Source organism: Cellulomonas sp. Leaf395, from assembly GCF_001424125.1.
GTDB lineage: Bacteria > Actinomycetota > Actinomycetes > Actinomycetales > Cellulomonadaceae > Cellulomonas.
Window position 1 is genome coordinate 42,666 of record NZ_LMQI01000005.1, and the last position, 20,522, is coordinate 63,187.

Consider the following 20,522-nt stretch of genomic DNA (forward strand, 5'->3'; position numbering starts at 1 on the left):
TCGCGTTGTGTACCAGGCGCTCACGTACGGCACGATGTGCGCCGATGATCTGAACGGTCCATCAGGACCGTTCTGAGGACGAGGGGGCCGCGTGCGCACGTCATGGGGCTCGGCGACCGATCGTGGCCTCGTCCGTGAGGTCAACGAGGACGCCCTTCTTGCCTACCCACCCGTCTTCCTGGTGGCGGACGGCATGGGCGGCCATGACGCGGGTGACCTCGCGAGCCGCATCGCCGTCGAGGAGTTCGCGCAGCTCGCGGGGCAGGCCGCAGCGACCGCCGACGACGTGCACGCCTGCTTCGACCGGACCGCCGCCCGGATCCGTGCCGAGTTCACCGGAGGGCGCCAGGGCGGCACGACCGTCGCCGGGGTCGCGGTGACCGAGCACGACGGCGGCTCCTACTGGCTCGTCTTCAACGTCGGGGACTCGCGCGTGTACCTGTGGTCCGGGGACGTCCTCGAGCAGGTGAGCGTGGACCACTCGGTGGTCCAGGAGCTGCTGGACCTGGGGGAGATCGACCTGACCGAGGCCGCGACCCACCCGGAGCGGCACGTCCTGACGCGCGCCCTGGGGACCGGAGACCCCCCGGAGCCTGACTACTGGCTGCTGCCCGCGGGCCTGACCGACAGGCTCCTGATCTGCACGGACGGACTCACCCGCGAGGTCGGCGACGACGAGCTGGCACGTGTGCTGGCGGAGACGGCCGACCCGCAGGACGCCGCCGCGCACCTGGTTCGCCTCGCGCTCGAGCACGGCGCCCGGGACAACGTGAGCGCGGTCGTCGTCGACGTCGCCACCTCCGCCGGCGCGCACGACGACGTCCACATCACCGTCCCCCGCACCGGGGCGGAGCTGGGTCCCTACGCCTGGGACGAGATGCTCAACGGCGTCACGGTCCCGCGCCGCAACCGGCCGGCCACCACGCCGCGCGTCGCACCGGGATCGGCCGCGCCCGACCCGAACCCATCGAACGAGGAGCTCCCGTCATGAGCGTGCCCGAGTACTCCGCAGGCGAGTGGACGGCCGTGGTGCGTCCCGGGTTCGTGGCGCTGCTCGGCGCCGGCGCAGCCGAGTCCACCGTCCGCGCGCTCTGGCAGGACAGCGGCGAGGGTGTGTTCGCGGCGCTGGCTCTGCTCGCGCGGGACGGGTTCGGGGGGCTGCCGCCGTTCGCCGTCGTCTCCGTCGACGGCCGGCGGGTGCACGCCGCGCTGCGCGGTGACGTCGAGGTCGTCGTCGACGTGGACGGGCGGCAGGACGTGTGGCGTTCGGGCGAGGTGAGCACCTGGACCGAGCGGGTGATCGACGGCGTGGCTGACGTCGTGGTGCAGGCGGACGGTGCACCGGCCGACGCGGCGAGCCTCCCGCTCTCCGACGGGGTTGCCGCCGCGTCCCGGGTCCGGCTCGCGCTGACCGCACGCGACGTGCCCGAGGTGGCGCCGACGACCGTGCCCGCGACCACCCCGGTCGGTGCGGGGCCCGTCGGTGCGGACGAGGTTGTTGCCGAGCCGGTGGCGTCGCCTGCCGTCGAGCCCGCGGCGGACGAGCTGGTCGCGCCCGCGGTCGTGGAGGGGGAGCAGCCGAGCACGCCGCAGCAGGAACAGCACACCGAGGTCGTCGACGTCGTTCCGTGGGACACGTCGACGGAGGAGGTTCCGGCGGCGCCCGCGGCCGGGATCGTCGACCTCGTCACGTGGGACGAGCCGACCGAGGTCGAGCTCGTGCCGCTCGCCGAGGAGACGGACTTCGACGCGGACAACGGCACCGACAACGGCACCGACATCGACACGGACGGCGACTCGGACACGGGGTCGGGCGTCGTCGCAGCGGCTGAGTCGATCCTGACCTCGCAGCTCCGGCCGAGCGGCACCGACGCCGCGGTCGCCCCGCTGCCGGTCGGCGGTGCGTCGCTGGACGACCACGACGGCCTGACCATCCTGTCCACCGACCTCGCCGAGCTCCGTGACCAGCTGCCGTCGTGGGCGTCGGACGAGCTCCCCGGACCGTTCCGGACCCCCGCTGTCGCCGCCCCGCCCGCGCGCCTCGTGCTGTCGACCGGGCTGGTCGTCCCCCTCGACCGAGCCGTGCTGCTGGGGCGCGCGCCGCAGGTCGCCCGGGTGACCAACCGCGAGCTGCCGCGCCTGATCACGGTGCCGAGCCCGCAGCAGGACATCTCTCGCACGCACGCCGAGGTGCGCGTCGAGGGCGAGCACGTCGTCGTCACGGACCTGGACTCCACCAACGGCATCCACGTGTCCCGCTCCGGTGAGGGTGCCCGACGGCTGCACCCGGGGGAGCCCAGCGTCGTCGGTGCCGACGAGATCGTCGACCTCGGCGACGGCGTGACGTTCTCCGTGGAGCGGGGTTCGTGACCGCACGCCGCGAAGCGTCGACGCCGCCGCGCCTGCCGGGCTACGAGTACCTCCGGGTCCTCGGGCTCGGCGGCTTCGCGGACGTCTTCCTGTACCAGCAGGAGCTCCCGCGGCGTGAGGTAGCGGTCAAGGTGCTGCTGGCGGGCAGCCTCGACGACGAGGTGCGCAGCCGGTTCCAGCAGGAGGCCAACCTCATGGCCCAGCTGTCGCACCACCCGTCGATCGTCACCATCTACCACGCGGCGATCGCGGCCGACGGGCGCCCGTTCCTGGTCATGGAGTACTGCTCGCGTCCGGGTCTGGCGGAGCGGTACCGGCAGGAGCGCATCTCGGTCGCGGAGGCGCTGCGGATCGGGATCCGGCTGGCGTCGGCCGTGGAGACCGCGCACCGCGCCGGCATCCTGCACCGGGACATCAAGCCCGCGAACGTGCTGACCACCGACTTCGGGTGGCCGGCGCTCACCGACTTCGGCATCGCGGCGACCACGGGCCACGGAGCGGGCGCGACGGTCGGCATGTCGATCCCGTGGTCGCCGCCGGAACTGCTGGGCGAGCACCCGACGGGCGACGAGCGCTCGGACGTCTACTCGCTCGCGGCGACGATCTACTCGCTGCTGGCCGGGCGGACCCCGTTCGAGGTGCCCGGCGGGCAGAACACCGCTCAGCAGCTGGTCGCGCGCATCGAACGGGCACCGCTGCCGTCGGTGGGACGCAACGACGTGCCTGCGGGTCTCCAGGAGCTGCTCGAGCGCGCCATGGCGAAGCACCCGACCCGCCGGTTCGCCTCGGCGGCGGCGGTCGCGCGCGCGCTCCAGCAGATCGAGGCCGACCTCCGGCTGCCGATCACCCCGCTCGACCTCATGGACGCACCGGACGCCGACCCGGGCCTGGAGGCGCCGAGCACGTCGCCGGACGAGGACCGTGACGACGCCACCCGGCTGCGCTCGATCGTCACCGTCGTCCCGTTGGCACCCGTCACGCCGGTGCTCGATCCGCCGACGCCGGCGGGTGCCGACGAGCCGACCCGCCTGCGCGGGGTGACCACCGTCGCACCCGAGCCCACGAGCGCTCCTCCCGGGCCCGTGTTCGTGGCGCCCGCGGAGGTCGTGGACGCCGAGCCCGAGCCCGTCCAACGCAGTCGGTCACGTGTGGCGGCAGGCGTCGTGTCCGGGCTGGTGGTGCTCGCCGCGGTCGTGGCGATCGGTGCGGTGGCGCTGCGGGGGGACGAACCCGGCGACGGTCCGACGGCGACGCCGGACTTCACCCAGGACGCCGCGCCCACCGGCATCGTCGAGGCCGTCCCGTCGCCGTCCGGGCTGCAGGGGACCCGACAGCCGGACGGGTCGGTGCTGTTCACGTGGGACAACCCCGAGCCGCAGGCGGGTGACCGCTACGTGTGGGGTGTCCTGCAGGCCACGGGCGACCCCGAGCTCGCCCTGATCGACACCCTGACGGTGACCGTCCCCGCCGACCAGGCGACGACCGCACAGGTCTGCATCGAGGTCGCGATCGTGCGCGCGGACCGCCGCGTCTCGGCCGAGCCGGCGCAGGGGTGCGCGTCATGAGGTGGAGGTCGGTCCGCTCGCGGGCGTCCACGGCGGCGGCCGTCGTCACCGTCCCTGTGCTCGTCCTCGTGCTGGCGCTGCTCGACCAAGGCTTCCCGCTCGCCCGTCTGGACCTCAACGACGGTGGAGTCTGGCTGACGGCCACGAGCAAGCTGCAGCTGGGCCGCTGGAACGCGCAGGTCGAGGAGCTCAACGGCGGGCTCTCGGCGGCGGGGAGCAGGTTCGACGTCCTGCAGGACGAGAGTGACGTGCTGCTGGTCGAGCAGGGCTCGATCGCGGTGGTCGACCCGGCGTCGGTCACGCTGACCACCCAGGTCGCCGTGCCTGGCGCGGACGTGACGATGGCCGCCGGCGTCGTGGCGGTGGTCGACCCCGGCGGGAACCTGTGGGTCCGGCCGATCTCCGCCCTGGACACGCTGCGGATCGCGACGGACACCCCCGACGTCGAGCTCGGGAAGGGCGGTGCCGCCGTGGTCGCACGCAGCGGCGCCGTGCTGGCGGTGGCCCCCGAGGGCGGTGCGGTGACCCGCGTCGACCTCGTCGACGGTGCGGCGCGCAGCACGCCGCTGGGGACGCTCGGCGCCGGCCCGGTCGACCGGCTGACCGCCGTCGGCGACACCGCCGTCGTGCTGTCCGACCGGACCGTGCGGACCCTGGACGGCGAGGTGGCGCTTGAGGGCGACGACCTGGCCCTGCAGCAGCCGGGACCGGAGGCATCGCGCGTGCTCGTGGCCAGCCGCACCGCGCTGCTGGAGGTCCCGCTCGACGGCGGGTCCGCGGTGGAGCACCCGACCGACGGCTCGGGCGTGCCCGCCGAACCGGTACAGGTCGGTCGGTGCGCCCACGGCGCGTGGGCCTCGCCCGTCGGCTCGTACGTGCAGCTGTGCGACGGCGAGGACGCCGAGGTCCGCAACCTCGAGGAGATGTCCACCGCGGACGTGCTCGCCTTCCGGGTGAACCGGCAGGTCGTGGTGCTGAACGACACGCTGCGGGGCCGCCTCTGGATGCCGCTGCAGGACACCGACCTGCGGGTGCCGGACTGGACGCAGATCGAGCCGGAGGAGCAGCCCGACGAGGCCCAGGAGGAGACCGAGGCGTCGGACACGACCCAGGACCTGGTGACCGAGTGCTCCGCGGAGTCGGCCCCACCGACCGCCGCCGACGACGAGTTCGGCGTGCGACCCGGCCGGACCACGATCCTTCCGGTGATCGACAACGACTCGTCCTCCGACTGCGGGATCCTCGTCATCTCCGAGTTCGACCCGCTGCCCGCCGAGTTCGGCCGGATCGAGGCGATCTACGGCGGACGTTCCCTGCAGGTGGCCGTCGCCGAGGGAGCCACCGGCACCGCGGAGCTGACGTACACGATCACCGACGGCCGCGGCACGAACGCGCCGTCCACGGCGCGGGTGGTGCTCACCGCCCGGGACGGGTCGCTCGACTCGCCACCGGTCCAGCTGCGGACCGGCTCGCTCGAGGTCGAGCAGGGCGGACAGGCCGACCACCAGACCCTCGCGGACTTCCTGGACCCCGACGGCGACGACCTGGTGCTCGTGGGCGCCACGACGGACCCGACCGCAGGATCCGTCCGGTTCCGGCAGGACGGGTCGGTGACGTTCCGGGCGGACGGCGCCCAGCTGGGCCGCACGAGCGTGACCCTCCTCGTGTCGGACGGGACGTCCACCACCGAGGGTCTCCTCGACGTCGACGTGCGCCCCGCGGGCTCGCTGGCGCCGCAGATCGACCCGGTGCACGCCGTGACCTACGTCGACCAGCCCGTGACGCTCCACCCGCTCGACGCCGTGCGCAGCTCGTCGGCCGAGCCGCCCCGGCTCGCGGGTGTCGAGGAGGTCGTCGGCGCCACGATCACGACCGACCTCCAGGGTGGCACCTTCACGTTCAGCGCGGCGCGCGCCGGCAGCTACTACGTACCGTTCCTCGTCTCGGCGCCGCCGCAGCAGGCGACCGGTCTGGCGCGGATCGACGTGCGCGTCTGGCCCGAGACGGACCAGCCGCCGATCGCGGTCCGGGACCAGGCGTTCCTCCCGGCGGACGGTGAGGTGACGCTCGACCCCCTGGCCAACGACACCGACCCCGCGGGCAAGGTGCTGGTCCTGCAGTCGGTCGACGCGCCCGAGGGGTTGCGGGTCGCCATCCTGGAGCACCACCTGGTGCAGATCTCCTCGGAACGGACGCTGACCGCTCCCGTGGCACTGCGGTACACCGTATCCAACGGGCAGGACAGCACGGTCGGCGAGATCGTCGTGCACCCGGTGCCCCCGTCCGCCACGTCCCAGCCCCCGGTGGTGCCCAACGTCGAGGTGGACGTCCGGACCGGCGGGGTGGTCACGATCCCGGTGCTCGACGGCGCGTACGACCCCGACGGCGACCGGCTGACGCTGCGGACCCAGCTCGCCGAGCCCCTGGCGAGCGGGCAAGGGCTGCTGTTCGTCTCGGGCGACGTGCTGCGCTACCAGGCCCCCGACGAGCCCCTCACGGCGCGGGCGACGTTCGAGGTGGAGGACGCCACCGGCAACCTGACCGCCGCCACGGTGACCGTCCGCGTGCACGCGTCCGATGCGAGCGCGAAGGCTCCGCCACGACCCGAGGACCTCGTCGCACGGGTGTTCCAGGGCGACACGGTCCGCATCAAGATCCCGCTCGTCGGGATCGACCCGGACGGCGACGGCGTGACGCTCCTCGGCATCGCGTCGTCGGCGCTCCGCGGACGTGTGACGGCGACGGGCGCGGACTGGCTCGAGTACCAGGCGTTCCCCGACGAGGTCGGCACCGACGAGTTCACCTATGCCGTCGAGGACTGGGTCGGGCAGCGTGCGGTGGCCACCATCCGCGTCGGCATCAGCCCGCGGCCCACGGACTCGGCGACGGTCGTCGCACGCGACGACGAGGTCACCGTCAAACCGGGTCAGCGGGTGGAGGTCCGGGTGCTGGCGAACGACGTCGACTCCAGCGGCGGCGAGCTCAACCTGGAGCCCGACCTGCAGATGGCCGACGGCATCGACGCCGAGGTCGACGACCGGCGGATCGTCGTGCAGGCACCCGACGAGGCGACCGTGCTCCAGATCGCGTACACCGCGTCCAACAAGCGTGGCGGGCGGGACACCGGGGTGCTCACCGTGACCGTGTCCGCGGACGCCCCGGTGCTGCCCCCCATCGCGCGCGACATCGTGGTGCCCGCGACCGACACCCTGGACCGCACCGAGGTCTCGGTCGACGTGCTCGCGGTCGCGCAGAACCCGAGCGGCCCGCTGAGCGACCTCGAGGTCTCGGTACCGGGGTCGCAGTCCGACGTCGTGCGGGTCAGCGAGAACGGTGAGGTCGTCGTGACCCTCGTCGACCACGCCCAGACGGTGCCCTACCTGCTCACCAACCGGACCGGGACGAGTCCTGTCGCGTCCTACGCGTTCATCACCGTGCCGGCGCTCGGGTTCTTCCGGCCCGTGCCCCGCCCGAAGGCGCCCGAGCTGCGCGTGGCGTCCGGGGAGAGCCTCATCATCCCGCTCGGCGAGCAGGTCCAGGTGGCACCCGGGCGCACGGCGCGGATCGCCGACCCGCTGGGCGTGTCTGCCACCCGGTCCGACGGCACGAGCCCGATCGTGAACGACGAGACGCTCCAGTTCACGTCGGCGCCCGGGTACGCCGGACCGGCGTCGATCACCGTCCCCGTGACGGACGCGTCCTCCCCGGGGGACCCCTCGGCGCGGACGTCCGTCATCACGCTCCAGATCACGGTGTACGCCGTCGACGACTACCCGCCGACCTTCGAGCCGTCGGTCATCGACGTCGCACCCGGTGAGCCGGCACTCGCGGTCGACCTCCGGTCCTTCACGACGGGACCGGAAGGGGAGAACCCGACGGACGGTCGGTACGCGTACACCCTGGTCTCGGCGATCCCCGCCGGGTTCTCGGGTGGCATCACCGACGGCGTGCTGAGCATCGCCGCCGACGCGACCACCTCCAAGGGCCGCACCGAGTCCCTGGCCGTCCGGGTGGGCTACGGACGCACGGGCTCGTTCGAGACGGCCGTCGACGTGCGGGTGATCGCCAGCACCCGGCCGACGATCCGGCTGGTCGACCGCACGATCCCGGACGGGGCGGAGGGCCGCCAGAGCACCGTCAACGTGCTCGAGGGTGCGTTCAACCCGTTCGCGCCCGAGCCGATGACCGTCGTCGGCGCCACGGTGGAGACACCGGGTGCGGGCACGGCCGGGGCCACGGCGAGCACGGTGAGCGTGCGGCCCGCCGACGGGTTCATCGGGCAGATGGTCACGCGGTTCCGGGTCCGGGACGTCACCGGCGACCCGGACCGCGAGGTCGAGGGTCGGGTCACCGTCATCGTGCGCGGCAAGCCCGCCACGCCGACAGCCCCGCGGATCGGGGAGGTGCGGGACCGGACGGTCGTGCTGTCCTGGGACGCGCCGGACAACCGTGGCGCGCCGATCACCGGGTACCGCGTCGTGACGAGCCCGGGCAACATCGTGCGGCAGTGCGCGAGCACGACCTGCACCGTCGACGGTCTCACCAACGACGTCGAGTACACGTTCACGGTCGCGGCGCAGAACGAGGTCGACTGGTCGGAACCGAGCGCGCCGTCCGCACCCGCGCGACCCGACGCGGTCCCGGAGGCGCCGGCCGCCCCTCTGCTCGACTTCGGCGACGGCTCGATCAAGGCGAGCTGGTCGGCGCCCGTCTCGGGTGGATCACCGATCACCAGCTACACGCTCGAGATATCTCCCGCGCCGCCGGCCGGGCCGGCCTCGGTGACGTCCACCACGACGAGCTACACGTTCGCCGGTCTGCGGAACGGCACGGCGTACTCCGTCCGGGTGCGGGCGCACAACAAGGCACCGGAGCCGAGCGGCTGGTCGCCGTCGTCGATCCCGATGGTCCCGGCGCGCGTGCCCGACGCACCGACGGTGACAGCGACGCCGACCGACTCCACGCTCGGTCGGCTCATCGCGATCACGTGGACCGCCCCGGTCGACAACGGCGACGCGGTGGCGCAGTACGAGGTCGTCGTCGACGGACCCGGCGGTGGCACGTACGCCGTCGCGGCAGGCACGCAGCAGCTGACCTTCGACCAGGCGCAGACCAAGTACCCGTACAAGGTCTCGGTGCGGGCCAAGAACAAGGCTGGCTGGGGAGAGGTCGGCACCACGACGGCGTCGACGTTCGGGCTCCCGAGCGCACCGACGACGGTGACCGCCACGGCGATCGCCGGGGCCGGTCGGATCGAGGTGCGCTGGTCCGGCGCCGACGACAACGGCACCCCGATCCAGTCCTACGTCGTCCGGCTCCCCGACGGCGGCGAGCTCGACGTGGGGAACCGGTCCTCCTGGACGTTCGAGAACCTCACCGGCGGGGCGAGCTACACCTACCAGGTGCGCGCGGTGAACGGTGCGGGATCGAGCGGCTTGAGCGTCCCGGCGACGGCGACGGCGACCACCCCGCCGGGCCGGCCCACCGTCTCGGTCGCGGTGACCGGCAACGGCGACGGGGGCCGACCCACCCAGATCACCATCGGACATGGCGACGTCGACGACGGTGGTGGCGGCGCGGTGACGTACACGTGGGTCCTGACCGGCGACCGCGACAGTGCGTCGGGGACGTTCACCGGGACCACCGCCGCCGTCGACGTCTCCTCCTGGCGCCTCCCGTTCAAGGGGACCCGGGTGACGGCGACAGTGACCGCCAGCACCGCTCTCGGGTCCACCACCGGTGAGGGCTTCACCGACGTGTCATGGGGCCAGGCGCCGAGCATCGTCCGCGGCCTGACGATCACTCCCGACGACGCGACCAGGCCCACGAGCGTGTCCGCAGTCTGGTCGCCGCCCGAGACCGACGGAGGCCTCGGCGTGGACGGCTACCGCGTCTGCTGGGCGGTCAACGGCGGTGGCGCCCAGGGCTGCAGCACCATCGGTGCGACCACGGCCGACAAGGACCTCGACGAGCTCGGCCTGCCGACGCCCCAGCCTGGCAACACCGTGACCGTCTCAGTGACCCCCAGCAACGACCGTGGCGATGGGCCGACAGCCTCCGCGACCTACACGGTGGCGGTCGCCCCATGACCTCCCTGTACCCGAGGGGCACCGAGCCCCGACACCGAAGGAGAAGTACTCGATGACCCCCGAGCAGAGCATCTGGTTCGCCGAGACGTTCGACGCACTCGTGTCCAACGTCGGTCTGGCGCTGCTCGGCAAGGAGCACACGGTCCGCCTCGCGCTCACGGCCATGGTCGCCGAGGGTCACCTGCTGCTCGAGGACGCGCCCGGCACCGGCAAGACGTCGCTGGCCAAGGCGCTCGCCGCGACGGTGCAGGGCAGCCACCACCGGATCCAGTTCACGCCGGACCTGCTGCCGTCCGACGTCACCGGCGTGACGATCTACGACCAGAGCACGCACCGGTTCGAGTTCCACCCGGGCCCGATCTTCGCGTCGGTCGTCCTCGCGGACGAGATCAACCGTGCGTCGCCGAAGACGCAGGCGGCGCTCCTCGAGGTCATGGAGGAGGGGCACATCACCGTCGACGGCGTCACGCACCCGGTGGGTCGGCCGTTCATGGTGATCGCGACGCAGAACCCCATCGAGCAGGCAGGCACGTACCGCCTGCCGGAGGCCCAGCTGGACCGGTTCCTCATCAAGACCTCGCTGGGGTACCCGGACCGTTCGTCGACGATCGAGATCCTGGCGGGGGCGAAGGACCGCACGACGAACCTGACCCCGCGGATCACCACGCAGGCGGTCGGCACCATGGCGGACCTCGCGCAGACCGTGCACATCGACGAGGTCGTGCTCGACTACGTCGCCCGGCTCATCGAGGCGACGCGTGACGACTCGCAGACCTCCATCGGGGCGAGCGTGCGCGGTGGTCTGGCGCTCGTGCGGACCGCCAAGGTGTGGGCAGCCGCGTCCGGGCGCGAGTACGTGATCCCCGACGACGTGAAGGACCTCGCCCAGCCTGTGCTGGCGCACCGCCTGCTGCTCGACACGGAGGCGGAGTTCGCCGGTGTGACGGCGGGGGAGATCCTGGGCCGGATCCTCGAGACGACGGCACCGCCGGCTGTGCGGGTGGGCTGACCGTGGGTCTTCGGATCTCACCGATCGGGTGGGGGGTCGTCGCCGTGGCGGCCCTCGGCCTCGTGCTGGGCCGGTGGTTCGGGTGGCTGGAGCTCGCGGCGATCGGTTCCGCACTGACGGCGGTGCTCGTCGTGTCGCTGCTGATGACCGCCGGCCGGGCGCGCTACGCGGTCACGCTCGACATGGCCGACCGCCGGGTGAAGGTGGGGGAGCGCGCCCTCGGCCGCCTCGAGGTGCGCAACGTCGCGCGCCGCCGGTCGCTGCCGTCCCGGATCGAGCTGCCTGTCGGCGCGGTCGTCGCCGAGCTCGCTGTCCCGGCGCTCGCTCCCGGCGCCGCGCACGACGACCTGTTCGCCATCCCGACCACCCGCCGTGCGGTGATCGTGGTCGGCCCGGTGCGCTCTGTCCGCGGCGACCCGTTCGGGCTCGTGCGCCGCAGCGTGCGGTGGACCCGGCCGGTCGAGGTGTTCGTCCACCCGCTCCTCGTGTCCCTCGCGGGCGCGAGCTCCGGCCTGCTGCGCGACCTGGAGGGTCAGGCGACGCGTGACCTGTCGGACTCCGACCTGTCGTTCCACGCCCTGCGCGACTACGTCGCGGGCGACGACCGGCGGTACATCCACTGGCGCACGACGGCGCGCCGCGGAAGCCTCATGGTCAAGCAGTTCGAGGACACGCGGCGCACGACGACGGCGCTCGCCCTGGCCACGGACCCGGGGGACTACGCCGACGACGACGAGCTGGAGCTCGCCGTGTCGGTGGTCGCCTCCGTCGGGGTCCAGACGCTCCGCGAGGAGCGGGATCTGGTCGTGCTTGCCGGGCCCGGCAAGCTTCGGGTGGAGACGCCCCCGCTGCTGCTCGACGACTGCTCCGCGATCGCGTGGTCCAGCACCGGTGCGGGAGTGGCCCTGCTGGGACGTCGCGTCGTGCGCGAGGCGGCGGAGGCCTCCGTGGCGATGCTCGTGACGGGCTCGGTGCCCAGCGACGCGGACCTGCGGCTCGGCGCCCGGCACGTGACGGCAGGGACGCGCACGGTGGTCGTGCGGTGCGAACGTGGCGCGGACGTCTCGGTGCGCACCAAGGGCTCCCTGAGCCTCGCGACGATCGGCCACCTGGACGACCTGCCGCGCCTGCTCAGGCGGGTGACCGCGTGACCCAGCGGCCCGCCGCTCGCGCAGCCGTCGACGTGGCGTGCCTGGTCGGCGCCCTCGCCTTCGCGCTCGCCCCCCTGCTCGAGGTGTACGGCGGTCTGACGGCGCTCCCCGCCCTGGCCGGCGGTCTGCTGCTCGGCACGACGGTTGCGGTGGTCGGAGCTGCGCGGCGCTGGTCGGCGATCACCGTCGTCGCCGCCGTCATCGTGGTGTACGTGCTCGCCGGTGGGGCGCTGGCCGCACCGGGAACCACGGTCGCCGGCGTGGTCCCGACCCCGGCGACCGTCGTGGACCTGGCACGCGGCGCGGCGTCCACCTGGAAGCAGGTGCTCACGCTCCAGCCGCCGGTCGGGTCGGACGGCACGCTGCTCGTCGCGGCCTACCTGCTGGCGCTCGTCGGGTCGTGCCTCGCCGTGTCGGTCGCCCTGCGGGCGCGCACGGGTGCCACGGCGGCGTCTGCGGTGCTCGTGCCCGTGGCGGTGATGATCGCGACGATCGTGCTGGGCACCCGCCGCCCGATCGTCGACCCCGTCCTCACCGGCGTGGTGCTGGTCGTCGTCCTGCTGCCGTGGGCGTCGTGGCGTGCGGGGCTGCTACGCGCGAGGCGTGTCGTCGCGACGGGCGCGCTCGTCGCGGTGGCGGTCGGGGCGGCCGTCGTCGGCGCACCCGTCGTGGTCGGCGCCACCGACCGGTTCGTCGTGCGTGACGAGATGGTTCCTCCCTTCGACCCGCGGGACTACCCGAGCCCCCTGTCCGCCTTCCGGGAGTTCGTGAAGGAGGACGTCCCGCTGTTCACGGTCACCGGCCTGCCCGAGGGGGCGCGGGTCCGGCTGGCGACCATGGACCGGTACGACGGCGTCGTCTGGAACGTAGCGGGAGACGGGTCCGCGCAGGCGTCCGGGGAGTTCCGCCGGGTCGGCTCCGAGATCGACACGACGGTGCGGGGGGACCAGGCGCACGTCGAGTTCACCCTGGACCAGCTCGACGGCGTCTGGCTCCCGACGGTCGGTCAGGCCACGGCCTTCGACGTCGACGACGCCGACGCGGCGAGCGACCTGCGCTACAACGACGCGACGGGCGCGGCCGTGCTCACCGGGGGCGTCCGCGAGGGACTGGAGTACGGGATCGACGTCGTCGTGCCGCGCGTGCCACCGGTGACCGAGGTGGGCAGCGCGCCTGCGTCCGACGTCGCGCAGCCACCGCTCGCCAATGTGCCGGAGGTCGCCGCGGTGACCGCCGCGGACGTGGCACGCGACGCGGGCAGCCCGGTGCAGATCGGCGCCGCCCTGGAGTCGTGGCTCGCCGAGGAGGGCTACTTCAGCCACGGCGTCGAGGTCTCGGGCACGGAGTCGCTGTCCGGCCACGGCGCCGACCGGATCACGTCGCTGCTCGGTGGCGACCTCATGGTGGGCGACGGCGAGCAGTACGCCGCGGCGATGGCGCTGATGGCGCGCGAGATGGGTCTGCCCGCGCGGGTCGTGCTGGGGTTCGTCCCGGAGCCGGGCGCGGAGGACGGGCCCGTCGAGGTCACCGGCAAGGACGTCCAGGCGTGGGTCGAGGTCGCGTTCCAGGGCTACGGCTGGGTGCCGTTCGACCCGACGCCGCCGCCGGAGCAGACCCCGCAGGAGGAGGACCAGGAGAAGCCCTCCGAGCCGAACCCGCAGGTCGTGCAGCCCCCGCCGCCGCCCCCGGGAGCTGTCACACCGCCCGACGAGGACACCGAGCAGCCCCAGACCGACGACCCGGACGAGCAGGAGGACGGCAGCGCGCTGTTCTGGCGGATCGCCCGGGTGGCAGGGCTCGTCTCGATCCCCCTGCTGCTGCTCGCGTCGCCGCTGCTCGTCATCGTCGCGCTCAAGGCACGACGCCGGCGTCGTCGTCGCCGCAGCCCCGACCCGGTGGCCCGCGTGGCGGGCGGCTGGGACGAGGTGCTGGACACCGCTCGCGACCTGCGCCGGCCGGCGGGTGCCCTGGCGACGCGCAACGAGTCGGCGCTCGCGCTCGCGGCCTCCTTCGCCGACAGTCCCGGTGGTGCGCTCGTCGCCACGCGCGTCGGTGCGCTCGCGCGCTCGGCGGACCACGCCGTGTTCAGCGCCGGTGAGCCGAGCGGGGCGCACGCCACCGCATACTGGGCAGACGTCCAGCAGACGGTCGAGGCGATGACCCGCAGCGTCGGCTGGCGCCGGCGGGTGCGGGCCCGGGTGTCCGTCGCCTCGCTGAAGAACCATCGCAACCGCCGCCCGAAGGGCACGTCATGACACGACATCGACCACCGGTGCACCATCCGTACCCGGTCGGGGATGACTCGTCGCCCGCCACGATGGCCCGTCGCCTGTCCGCCGGTCTGCTCGACCTGGTGCTGGTGCTGGTGCTCGGCGGCGGGGTTCTCGTCCTCGGCCTGGCCCGGGCCAGCGGTGCTCTGGTGCTGCTGGGCTCGGCGTCCGTCCTGGTGGTGTCGGTGGCCCAGTGGGTGGCGCACGGCCGGTCGGGCTGGACGGTCGGGCGCCGTACGGTCGGGATCCGCACGCTCGACGTCGAGACGCGTGAGCCGGTCGGCATGCTCCGCGTGCTGCTGCGCACGGCGGTGATCGCCGCGGGAGCCCTCGCGTTCGGTGTCGGGCTCGTCGTCGTCCTCGCGTCGCCGGTCTTCGACCGGACGGGACGGCGGCGCGGCTGGCAGGACCGGGCAGCGCGGGACGAGGTGCTGGACGTCCGTGCGGTGCGGGAGCAGGTGGTCGTGCCGCCGCGCGTGCGTCGTGCCGAGCCCGTGCAGCCGAGGGCGGGACGCCAACCGGTCAGCGTCCCCGGCTGGGCCGCCGCTGGGCCTGGGGCCGGTGGGGAGGGCACGGACTTGCTCGACCTCCTGTTCGACGAAGCGCGGCCGGCCGCGCTGGTCCTTGCGCCGCTCGCTCCGCAGCGCAGCGGACCCGACCTGGACACGCGCGCCACTCCGGTCGTGCGCCAGGTCGGCCTCAGCTACGGGCTCGCTCCGGAGCTGGAGATGACCCGGCCGGCCGGCCGCCGGGACGACCTGGTCGCCGCACCGGTCGCCTCCGCCGTGGTCGACCGCACGGTCGCGGAGATCGAGCTGGGTGACGGGCAGCGCGTCACGATCGCCCGGACGGCGTTGGTGGGCCGCAATCCCGCGTCGGATGCGGACGTGCAGCTGGTGCGGGTCGTGGACCCGGCCCGTTCGGTCTCCAAGAACCACCTCCAGATCGGGGTCGAGTCGGGCGGGGTCTGGGTGGCCGACCGTGGGTCGATCAACGGCACGGTCGTGACGCTGCCGGACGGCGCGCAGGTGGTGTGCCGGGTGGACCAGCAGGTGCGCCTCCGGGTCGGGGCGACCGTGGCGTTCGGGGACTGCTCCTTCCGGTTGATCCGCGCACCAGGTCACGCCCCGGTGCCCTAGGGTCGAACCATGGCGGACCGGCGTCCCGCTGTACGGATGCAGACGGTCGAGGTGGAGGACGCCACGACCGCGGCCGACCCGTCGCGCCCGGCGGACAGCTCGTCGCCCCAGGACGACGTCACCGTCACCGCCGCGCGACCCCGCACCGGGGCTCGCATCCTGCGTCGGTGGTGGCCAGTCGCCGCACTGGTCGTGCTCGGTGTCGTCGTGTCAGGCGTCGTGGCCTCGGCGCGGGACCGCGCGTTCGTGGCTCGCATCGCCGCGGTGCCCGGCCTGGTCCGCCCCCTCGGCGCGGCACCCGAGCCGTTGTGGAAGACCCCCGTGTCCACGCTGCCCGGCACCGCGCTCGCGGCCGACGGCGCACTCGTCGTGCTCGCGGAGGGTGAGCAGGCCTGGACGGTGACCTCGCACGACGCGGTGTCCGGCGCCCAGCGGTGGGCGGTCGACGTGGTCCCGGTGTCGGGTGCCGGGTTCGAGGCGACGGCGGCAGTCTGCCCCCCGGTGAGCGGCGATGTCGGCGACCTCGTCGTGTGCCTCGTCCGGCTGCCCCAGGTGCTCTACTCCGACGAGGCGTCGATCCAGGAGCCGGCCCGGGTCATGGTCGTGCCGCTGTCGGCGCACGACGGGGAGCGCCTCGGTGACTGGGAGGTCACGGGGTCGCTCGTCGCCTTCGACCGCATCGAGGACGACCTGGTGATCGGCACGCTCGACGCCGAGGGCCGGATGGTCGCGCAGCGGCGCGACGCACGGACCGGGGACGTGGTCTGGTCGATCGTCACGCCCGTCGTGATGAGCGACCCGGTGGTCAGCGACCCGACGGTCGCCGTCGCGGCGACGATGCGCGTGGAGCCTCCGCTGGTCGTGCTCGGCGGGGGGTCCACGATCGTCCTCGACGTCCAGGACGGCAGCACGCTCCTGGTCGGACCGCGGTTCGGCTCGCTCCAGGTGGCCGCCCTCGGCGAACGGTTCGCCACGTGGGCTCCGGTCGGTGGAGGGCACGTGCACAGCGTCGACGGCACCGCGCTCTTCGACGTGCAGGGTCTGCCCGCACAGCTGTCGGCCGATGACGGTTCGCGGCCCGGCACGATCCTCGTCGACGAGGGTCCGCAGGTGTCCGGGGTCGACTCATCGACGGGGGAGCCCCAGTGGCGCACCCCGACCCAGCTCGATCCGCGGCTGCTGGTCTCGGACCGGTTGGTCGTGTCCGGCGCGGACAGCTACGGCGTCCTGGACGTCACCGACGGCTCGATGATCTGGGAGGTCGACACCGGTGCCGTCCTGACCTGGGACCCCATCTCCGACGGCGCGCTCGTCCTCGGTCCCGGGACGTCCCCCGACGGCCGGCCGGAGCTGTGGGGCCGAGGGCTCGAGGACGGCGTCCGGTACTGGTCGGTCCCGCTGCCGGAGGGGGTGCGCGGGGTCAGCTCCATCGCCGGCCACCTCGTCGTCCGTACCGAGAACGACCTGATCGTGTACGGCTGATCGGCGGATCGTCGTGGTCTCGGCTCTGCGGCCGGTGATGCAGCGCGTCGCTCTCGACGAGGTCGGCGCGGGGGACGACGAGCGCGTCCGGTCGGGGCCACAGCGGCTTCGCGCCGGGGCGGCTCGACTGGGGACCTGGGCCGCCCGTCGTCCCGCCCGGGCGGTCGTCGCCGCCGTGGGCGTGCTCGCCGTCCTGCTGGCCGCGTTCGTCGCGGCACCGCGCTGGATCAGCAGCCAGGAACGCGAGGCGGTGCTCGGAACTGCTCAGTTTCCCGGGGCGCTCCGCCCGCTCGGGTCGGCGCCACGCGAGCGCTGGTCGGCGACGATCGACGGCTCCGTCACCCCCGTCCTCGCCGGTGACGTCGTCGTCGCTGCGCAGGGCGCGTCGGCCGGGCGTCGGATCGTCGGGCTGGACGTCGTCGCGGGCCATGAGAGGTGGTCGGTGGCGCTCGATGACTCGCTCGTCCCCGAGACCGTGCTGTGCCGACCGATCGACGCGGAGCTCGTGTGCGTCGTCGGTCCGGAAGCTCCCTCGGACAGCCGCAGGGTCGTCCCGGACGACCCCGACCGACCCGACGCGCCCGGCGCCGAGGTGAGCGAGTCGGTCCTGTTCCGCATCGACCCGGCCGACGGCCGCGTGCTGTCGCGCAGCGCCGTGCCCGGCTGGGTCGTGGCCACCGCGCAGGTGCGGTCGGACCTCGTGGTGGCGACGTACGCCTGGGGCATGCTTGCCGTGCGACGTCTCGATCCGTCCACGGGTGCCGAGCGGTGGGAGACCGAGCGGTGGTCGACGTTCCACTCGGCAGGGAGCAGCAGGGTCAGACTCGTGGCTGCCGGCGACCTCGTGATGGCGACCGGCAACGAGGTGACGTTGCTGCTCGATGCGCGCACGGGGGAGCGGGTGCCGCGACCTGCGGGGTCGTCGGTGACCGACCACGTCCGCCTCCTCGACGACGGCACCCTTGTGCGCACCCGGTTCCGCGTGCGCGACGGGGGCGTCGACGCCGTCTCCGAGCTGTCCCCCGGCCGGGGAGACCCGGTGACCACGGTCCGCGGCACGCTCGTCCGCCCTGGCGTCAGCGACGGCAGGTCGGGCCTCGTGTTCACGGCGAGCGGCTTGACGGGAAGCCCGTACGGCGGCCGGGTCCGGGCCTATGGGCCGGGGTCGCCGGAGCCGGTCTGGCGTGCGCTCACCCCGGCGCCCGAGGTGACCGCAGACGTCGCCGGCCGGGTGGTGGTGCGCGGTGGCGGTGCCCTGGTCGGTCTCGACGCGCTGACGGGCGAGCAGGTCTGGCGCCGGTCGTTCGGGCCGGCGATCGGCCGCACGTTCACCGACGGCGAGCATCTCGTCGTGGAGCGCGACGCGACGGGCGGGGTCCCGGTGCTCACCGCGCTGTCGCTGGACGACGGGGCGACGGTCTGGGACGCACCGCTGCCCGCCGACGCCCCCCGGCCGCTGCGGCTGGGCGCGCACCTGTACGCGGTCGGGGACTCGCGACTGGTGGCCTTGCGATGAGACGACGAGGTCGCGAGGTTGCGGAACGTCCGGTCGTTCGGGGTACGGTGAGTTCGTGCTCGCAGTCACCCTCCTTCTTCGCTGCCGCGACGGGGCCCTCTAGGCCGCATCCTCGTCGCGGTGTCGTGTGTGCCGGCTGACTCCCCGCCGAACCGCCCGAAGGACGAGAAGACCATGACCTACCTGGAGACGAGCGCACAGCAGCCGTCGTCGATGCCGGTGCACAAGTACCGCCCCTTCCACGAGCAGATCCGCGTGGACCTGCCCGACCGCCGGTGGCCCGACAACAGGGTCACGCAGGCTCCCCGCTGGTGCGCGGTCGACCTGCGGGACGGCAACCAGGCGCTGATCGAGCCGATGAACCCGGCCCGCAAGCTCGAGATGTTCGAGCTGCTGGTGCAGATGGGGTTCAAGGAGATCGAGGTCGGCTTCCCGTCGGCGTCGCAGACCGACTTCGACTTCGTGCGGATGCTCATCGAGGAGAACCGCATCCCGGACGACGTCGTCATCCAGGTGCTGACCCAGGCGCGCGAGCACCTCATCGAGCGGACGTACGAGGCGATCGCGGGAGCCAAGCAGGCGATCGTGCACCTGTACAACTCGACGTCGACCCTGCAGCGCGAGGTCGTGTTCCGTTCCGACGAGGACGGCATCGTCGACATCGCGGTCTCGGGTGCCCGGTTCTGCCGGAAGTACGAGGAGCTCGTCCCGGACACCGACGTGTTCTACGAGTACTCGCCGGAGTCCTACACGGGCACCGAGCTGGAGTTCGCGCTGCGGGTCTGCAACGCGGTGCTGGAGGTCCTGGAGCCGACGCCGGACCGCAAGGTGATCATCAACCTGCCGGCCACCGTCGAGATGGCGACGCCGAACGTGTACGCGGACTCCATCGAGTGGATGAGCCGCAACCTGCGCTACCGCGAGAGCGTCGTCCTGTCCCTGCACCCGCACAACGACCGTGGCACGGCTGTCGCGGCCGCGGAGCTGGGCTACCTGGCGGGTGCGGACCGCATCGAGGGCTGCCTGTTCGGCAACGGCGAGCGCACCGGGAACGTCTGCCTGGTGACCCTGGGCATGAACCTGTTCAGCCAGGGCGTGGACCCGCAGCTGGACTTCTCCGACATCGACCACATCCGCCGGACCGTCGAACGCTGCAACCAGCTGCCGGTGGGCGAGCGGCACCCGTACGGCGGGGACCTGGTGTTCACGGCCTTCTCGGGCTCGCACCAGGACGCGATCAAGAAGGGCCTGGACGCGCTGGAGGTGTCGGCCGAGCGGCAGGGCAAGACCGTCGACGACATCGTCTGGGCGGTCCCGTACCTGCCGATCGACCCGAAGGACGTGGGGCGCTCGTACGAGGCGATCATCCGCGTGAACTCGCAGTCCGGGAAGGGCGGCATCAGCTATCTGATGAAGTCCGAGAAGGACCTGGACCTGCCGCGCCGGCTGCAGATCGAGTTCTCGCAGGTCGTGCAGCGGCACACCGACCAGCACGGCACCGAGGTCACTGCCGACGAGCTGTGGCACATCTTCAACGACGAGTACCTGCCGGTGGAGGCCGAGAGCCCGTTCGCGCCGTGGGGCCGGTTCTCGCTGCGCGGCACGCGCGGGACCAGTGTCGAGGACGGACCGGACACCCTGGAGGTCGACCTTGTCGACCGCGGGGTGCCGCGCACGCTCCAGGGCTCGGGCAACGGTCCGGTGGCGGCGTTCGTCGCGGCCGTGAAGACGCTCGGGGTCGACGTCGCGGTGCTGGACTACGCCGAGCACGCTCTGTCGTCGGGTGGTGACGCCACCGCGGCCGCGTACGTCGAGTGCGCCATCGGCGACGAGATCCTGTGGGGCGTCGGCATCGACCCCTCCATCACGACGGCCTCGCTCAAGGCGATCATCTCGGCCGTCAACCGGCACGAGCGCTGAGCGCAGCCCAG

11 protein-coding genes are annotated in these 20,522 nt (G+C 73.3%); all 11 read left to right on the plus strand.

The window, feature by feature from the left end; translation table 11 throughout:
* The first annotated feature begins 91 nt into the window (after nucleotides 1-91).
* The 11 genes from ASG23_RS14890 (at nucleotide 92) to leuA (ending at nucleotide 20,511) form a co-directional block, all read left to right on the plus strand.
* The gene (locus ASG23_RS14890) at nucleotides 92-991 is read left to right on the plus strand and encodes a PP2C family protein-serine/threonine phosphatase (protein ID WP_056026506.1); all 900 of its coding nucleotides are present in this window, start codon (nucleotides 92-94) and stop codon (nucleotides 989-991) included.
* Complete coding sequence (locus ASG23_RS14895) at nucleotides 988-2,370, plus strand: FHA domain-containing protein (RefSeq protein ID WP_056026510.1); 1,383 nt, start codon at nucleotides 988-990, stop codon at nucleotides 2,368-2,370. The genes ASG23_RS14890 and ASG23_RS14895 overlap by 4 nt, the downstream gene beginning before the upstream one ends.
* Entirely contained in the window at nucleotides 2,367-3,935 is a 1,569-nt protein-coding gene (locus tag ASG23_RS14900; protein WP_056026513.1) for a serine/threonine-protein kinase, read from the plus strand. The genes ASG23_RS14895 and ASG23_RS14900 overlap by 4 nt, the downstream gene beginning before the upstream one ends.
* The gene (locus ASG23_RS14905) at nucleotides 3,932-10,024 is read left to right on the plus strand and encodes a fibronectin type III domain-containing protein (RefSeq protein WP_056028367.1); all 6,093 of its coding nucleotides are present in this window, start codon (nucleotides 3,932-3,934) and stop codon (nucleotides 10,022-10,024) included. Before ASG23_RS14900 ends, ASG23_RS14905 begins: the two co-directional genes overlap by 4 nt.
* Nucleotides 10,025-10,076: 52 nt before the next feature.
* Entirely contained in the window at nucleotides 10,077-11,033 is a 957-nt protein-coding gene (locus tag ASG23_RS14910; RefSeq protein ID WP_056026515.1) for an AAA family ATPase, read from the plus strand.
* 2 nt (nucleotides 11,034-11,035) lie between these two features.
* Entirely contained in the window at nucleotides 11,036-12,184 is a 1,149-nt protein-coding gene (locus tag ASG23_RS14915) for a DUF58 domain-containing protein (RefSeq protein WP_056026518.1), read from the plus strand.
* Nucleotides 12,181-14,439 carry a transglutaminase-like domain-containing protein gene (locus ASG23_RS14920; protein ID WP_056026521.1) on the plus strand — a complete coding sequence of 753 codons (2,259 nt, stop codon included), beginning with the start codon at nucleotides 12,181-12,183 and terminating at the stop codon, nucleotides 14,437-14,439. Before ASG23_RS14915 ends, ASG23_RS14920 begins: the two co-directional genes overlap by 4 nt.
* Nucleotides 14,436-15,593, plus strand: a complete 1,158-nt coding sequence (locus tag ASG23_RS14925; RefSeq protein WP_082516263.1) for an RDD family protein — start codon at nucleotides 14,436-14,438, stop codon at nucleotides 15,591-15,593. The genes ASG23_RS14920 and ASG23_RS14925 overlap by 4 nt, the downstream gene beginning before the upstream one ends.
* A 9-nt stretch (nucleotides 15,594-15,602) precedes the next feature.
* Complete coding sequence (locus tag ASG23_RS14930) at nucleotides 15,603-17,075, plus strand: PQQ-binding-like beta-propeller repeat protein (RefSeq protein ID WP_157465691.1); 1,473 nt, start codon at nucleotides 15,603-15,605, stop codon at nucleotides 17,073-17,075.
* Nucleotides 17,076-17,112: 37 nt separating this feature from the next.
* The gene (locus ASG23_RS14935) at nucleotides 17,113-18,591 is read left to right on the plus strand and encodes an outer membrane protein assembly factor BamB family protein (RefSeq protein WP_235521257.1); all 1,479 of its coding nucleotides are present in this window, start codon (nucleotides 17,113-17,115) and stop codon (nucleotides 18,589-18,591) included.
* A gap of 174 nt (nucleotides 18,592-18,765) precedes the next feature.
* On the plus strand, nucleotides 18,766-20,511 hold the full coding sequence (gene leuA / locus ASG23_RS14940; protein ID WP_056026534.1) for a 2-isopropylmalate synthase: 1,746 nt from the start codon (nucleotides 18,766-18,768) through the stop codon (nucleotides 20,509-20,511).
* Nucleotides 20,512-20,522 lie beyond the last annotated feature (11 nt).

Bases quoted from the DNA above. Each gene is read 5' to 3' on its own strand.
- ASG23_RS14905 (WP_056028367.1), top strand. From the start codon at position 3,932: ATGAGGTGGAGGTCGGTCCGCTCGCGGGCGTCCACGGCGGCGGCCGTC.
- ASG23_RS14895 (WP_056026510.1), top strand. From the start codon at position 988: ATGAGCGTGCCCGAGTACTCCGCAGGCGAGTGGACGGCCGTGGTGCGT.
- leuA (WP_056026534.1), top strand. From the start codon at position 18,766: ATGACCTACCTGGAGACGAGCGCACAGCAGCCGTCGTCGATGCCGGTG.
- ASG23_RS14935 (WP_235521257.1), top strand. From the start codon at position 17,113: ATGCAGCGCGTCGCTCTCGACGAGGTCGGCGCGGGGGACGACGAGCGC.
- ASG23_RS14925 (WP_082516263.1), top strand. From the start codon at position 14,436: ATGACACGACATCGACCACCGGTGCACCATCCGTACCCGGTCGGGGAT.
- ASG23_RS14910 (WP_056026515.1), top strand. From the start codon at position 10,077: ATGACCCCCGAGCAGAGCATCTGGTTCGCCGAGACGTTCGACGCACTC.
- ASG23_RS14930 (WP_157465691.1), top strand. From the start codon at position 15,603: ATGGCGGACCGGCGTCCCGCTGTACGGATGCAGACGGTCGAGGTGGAG.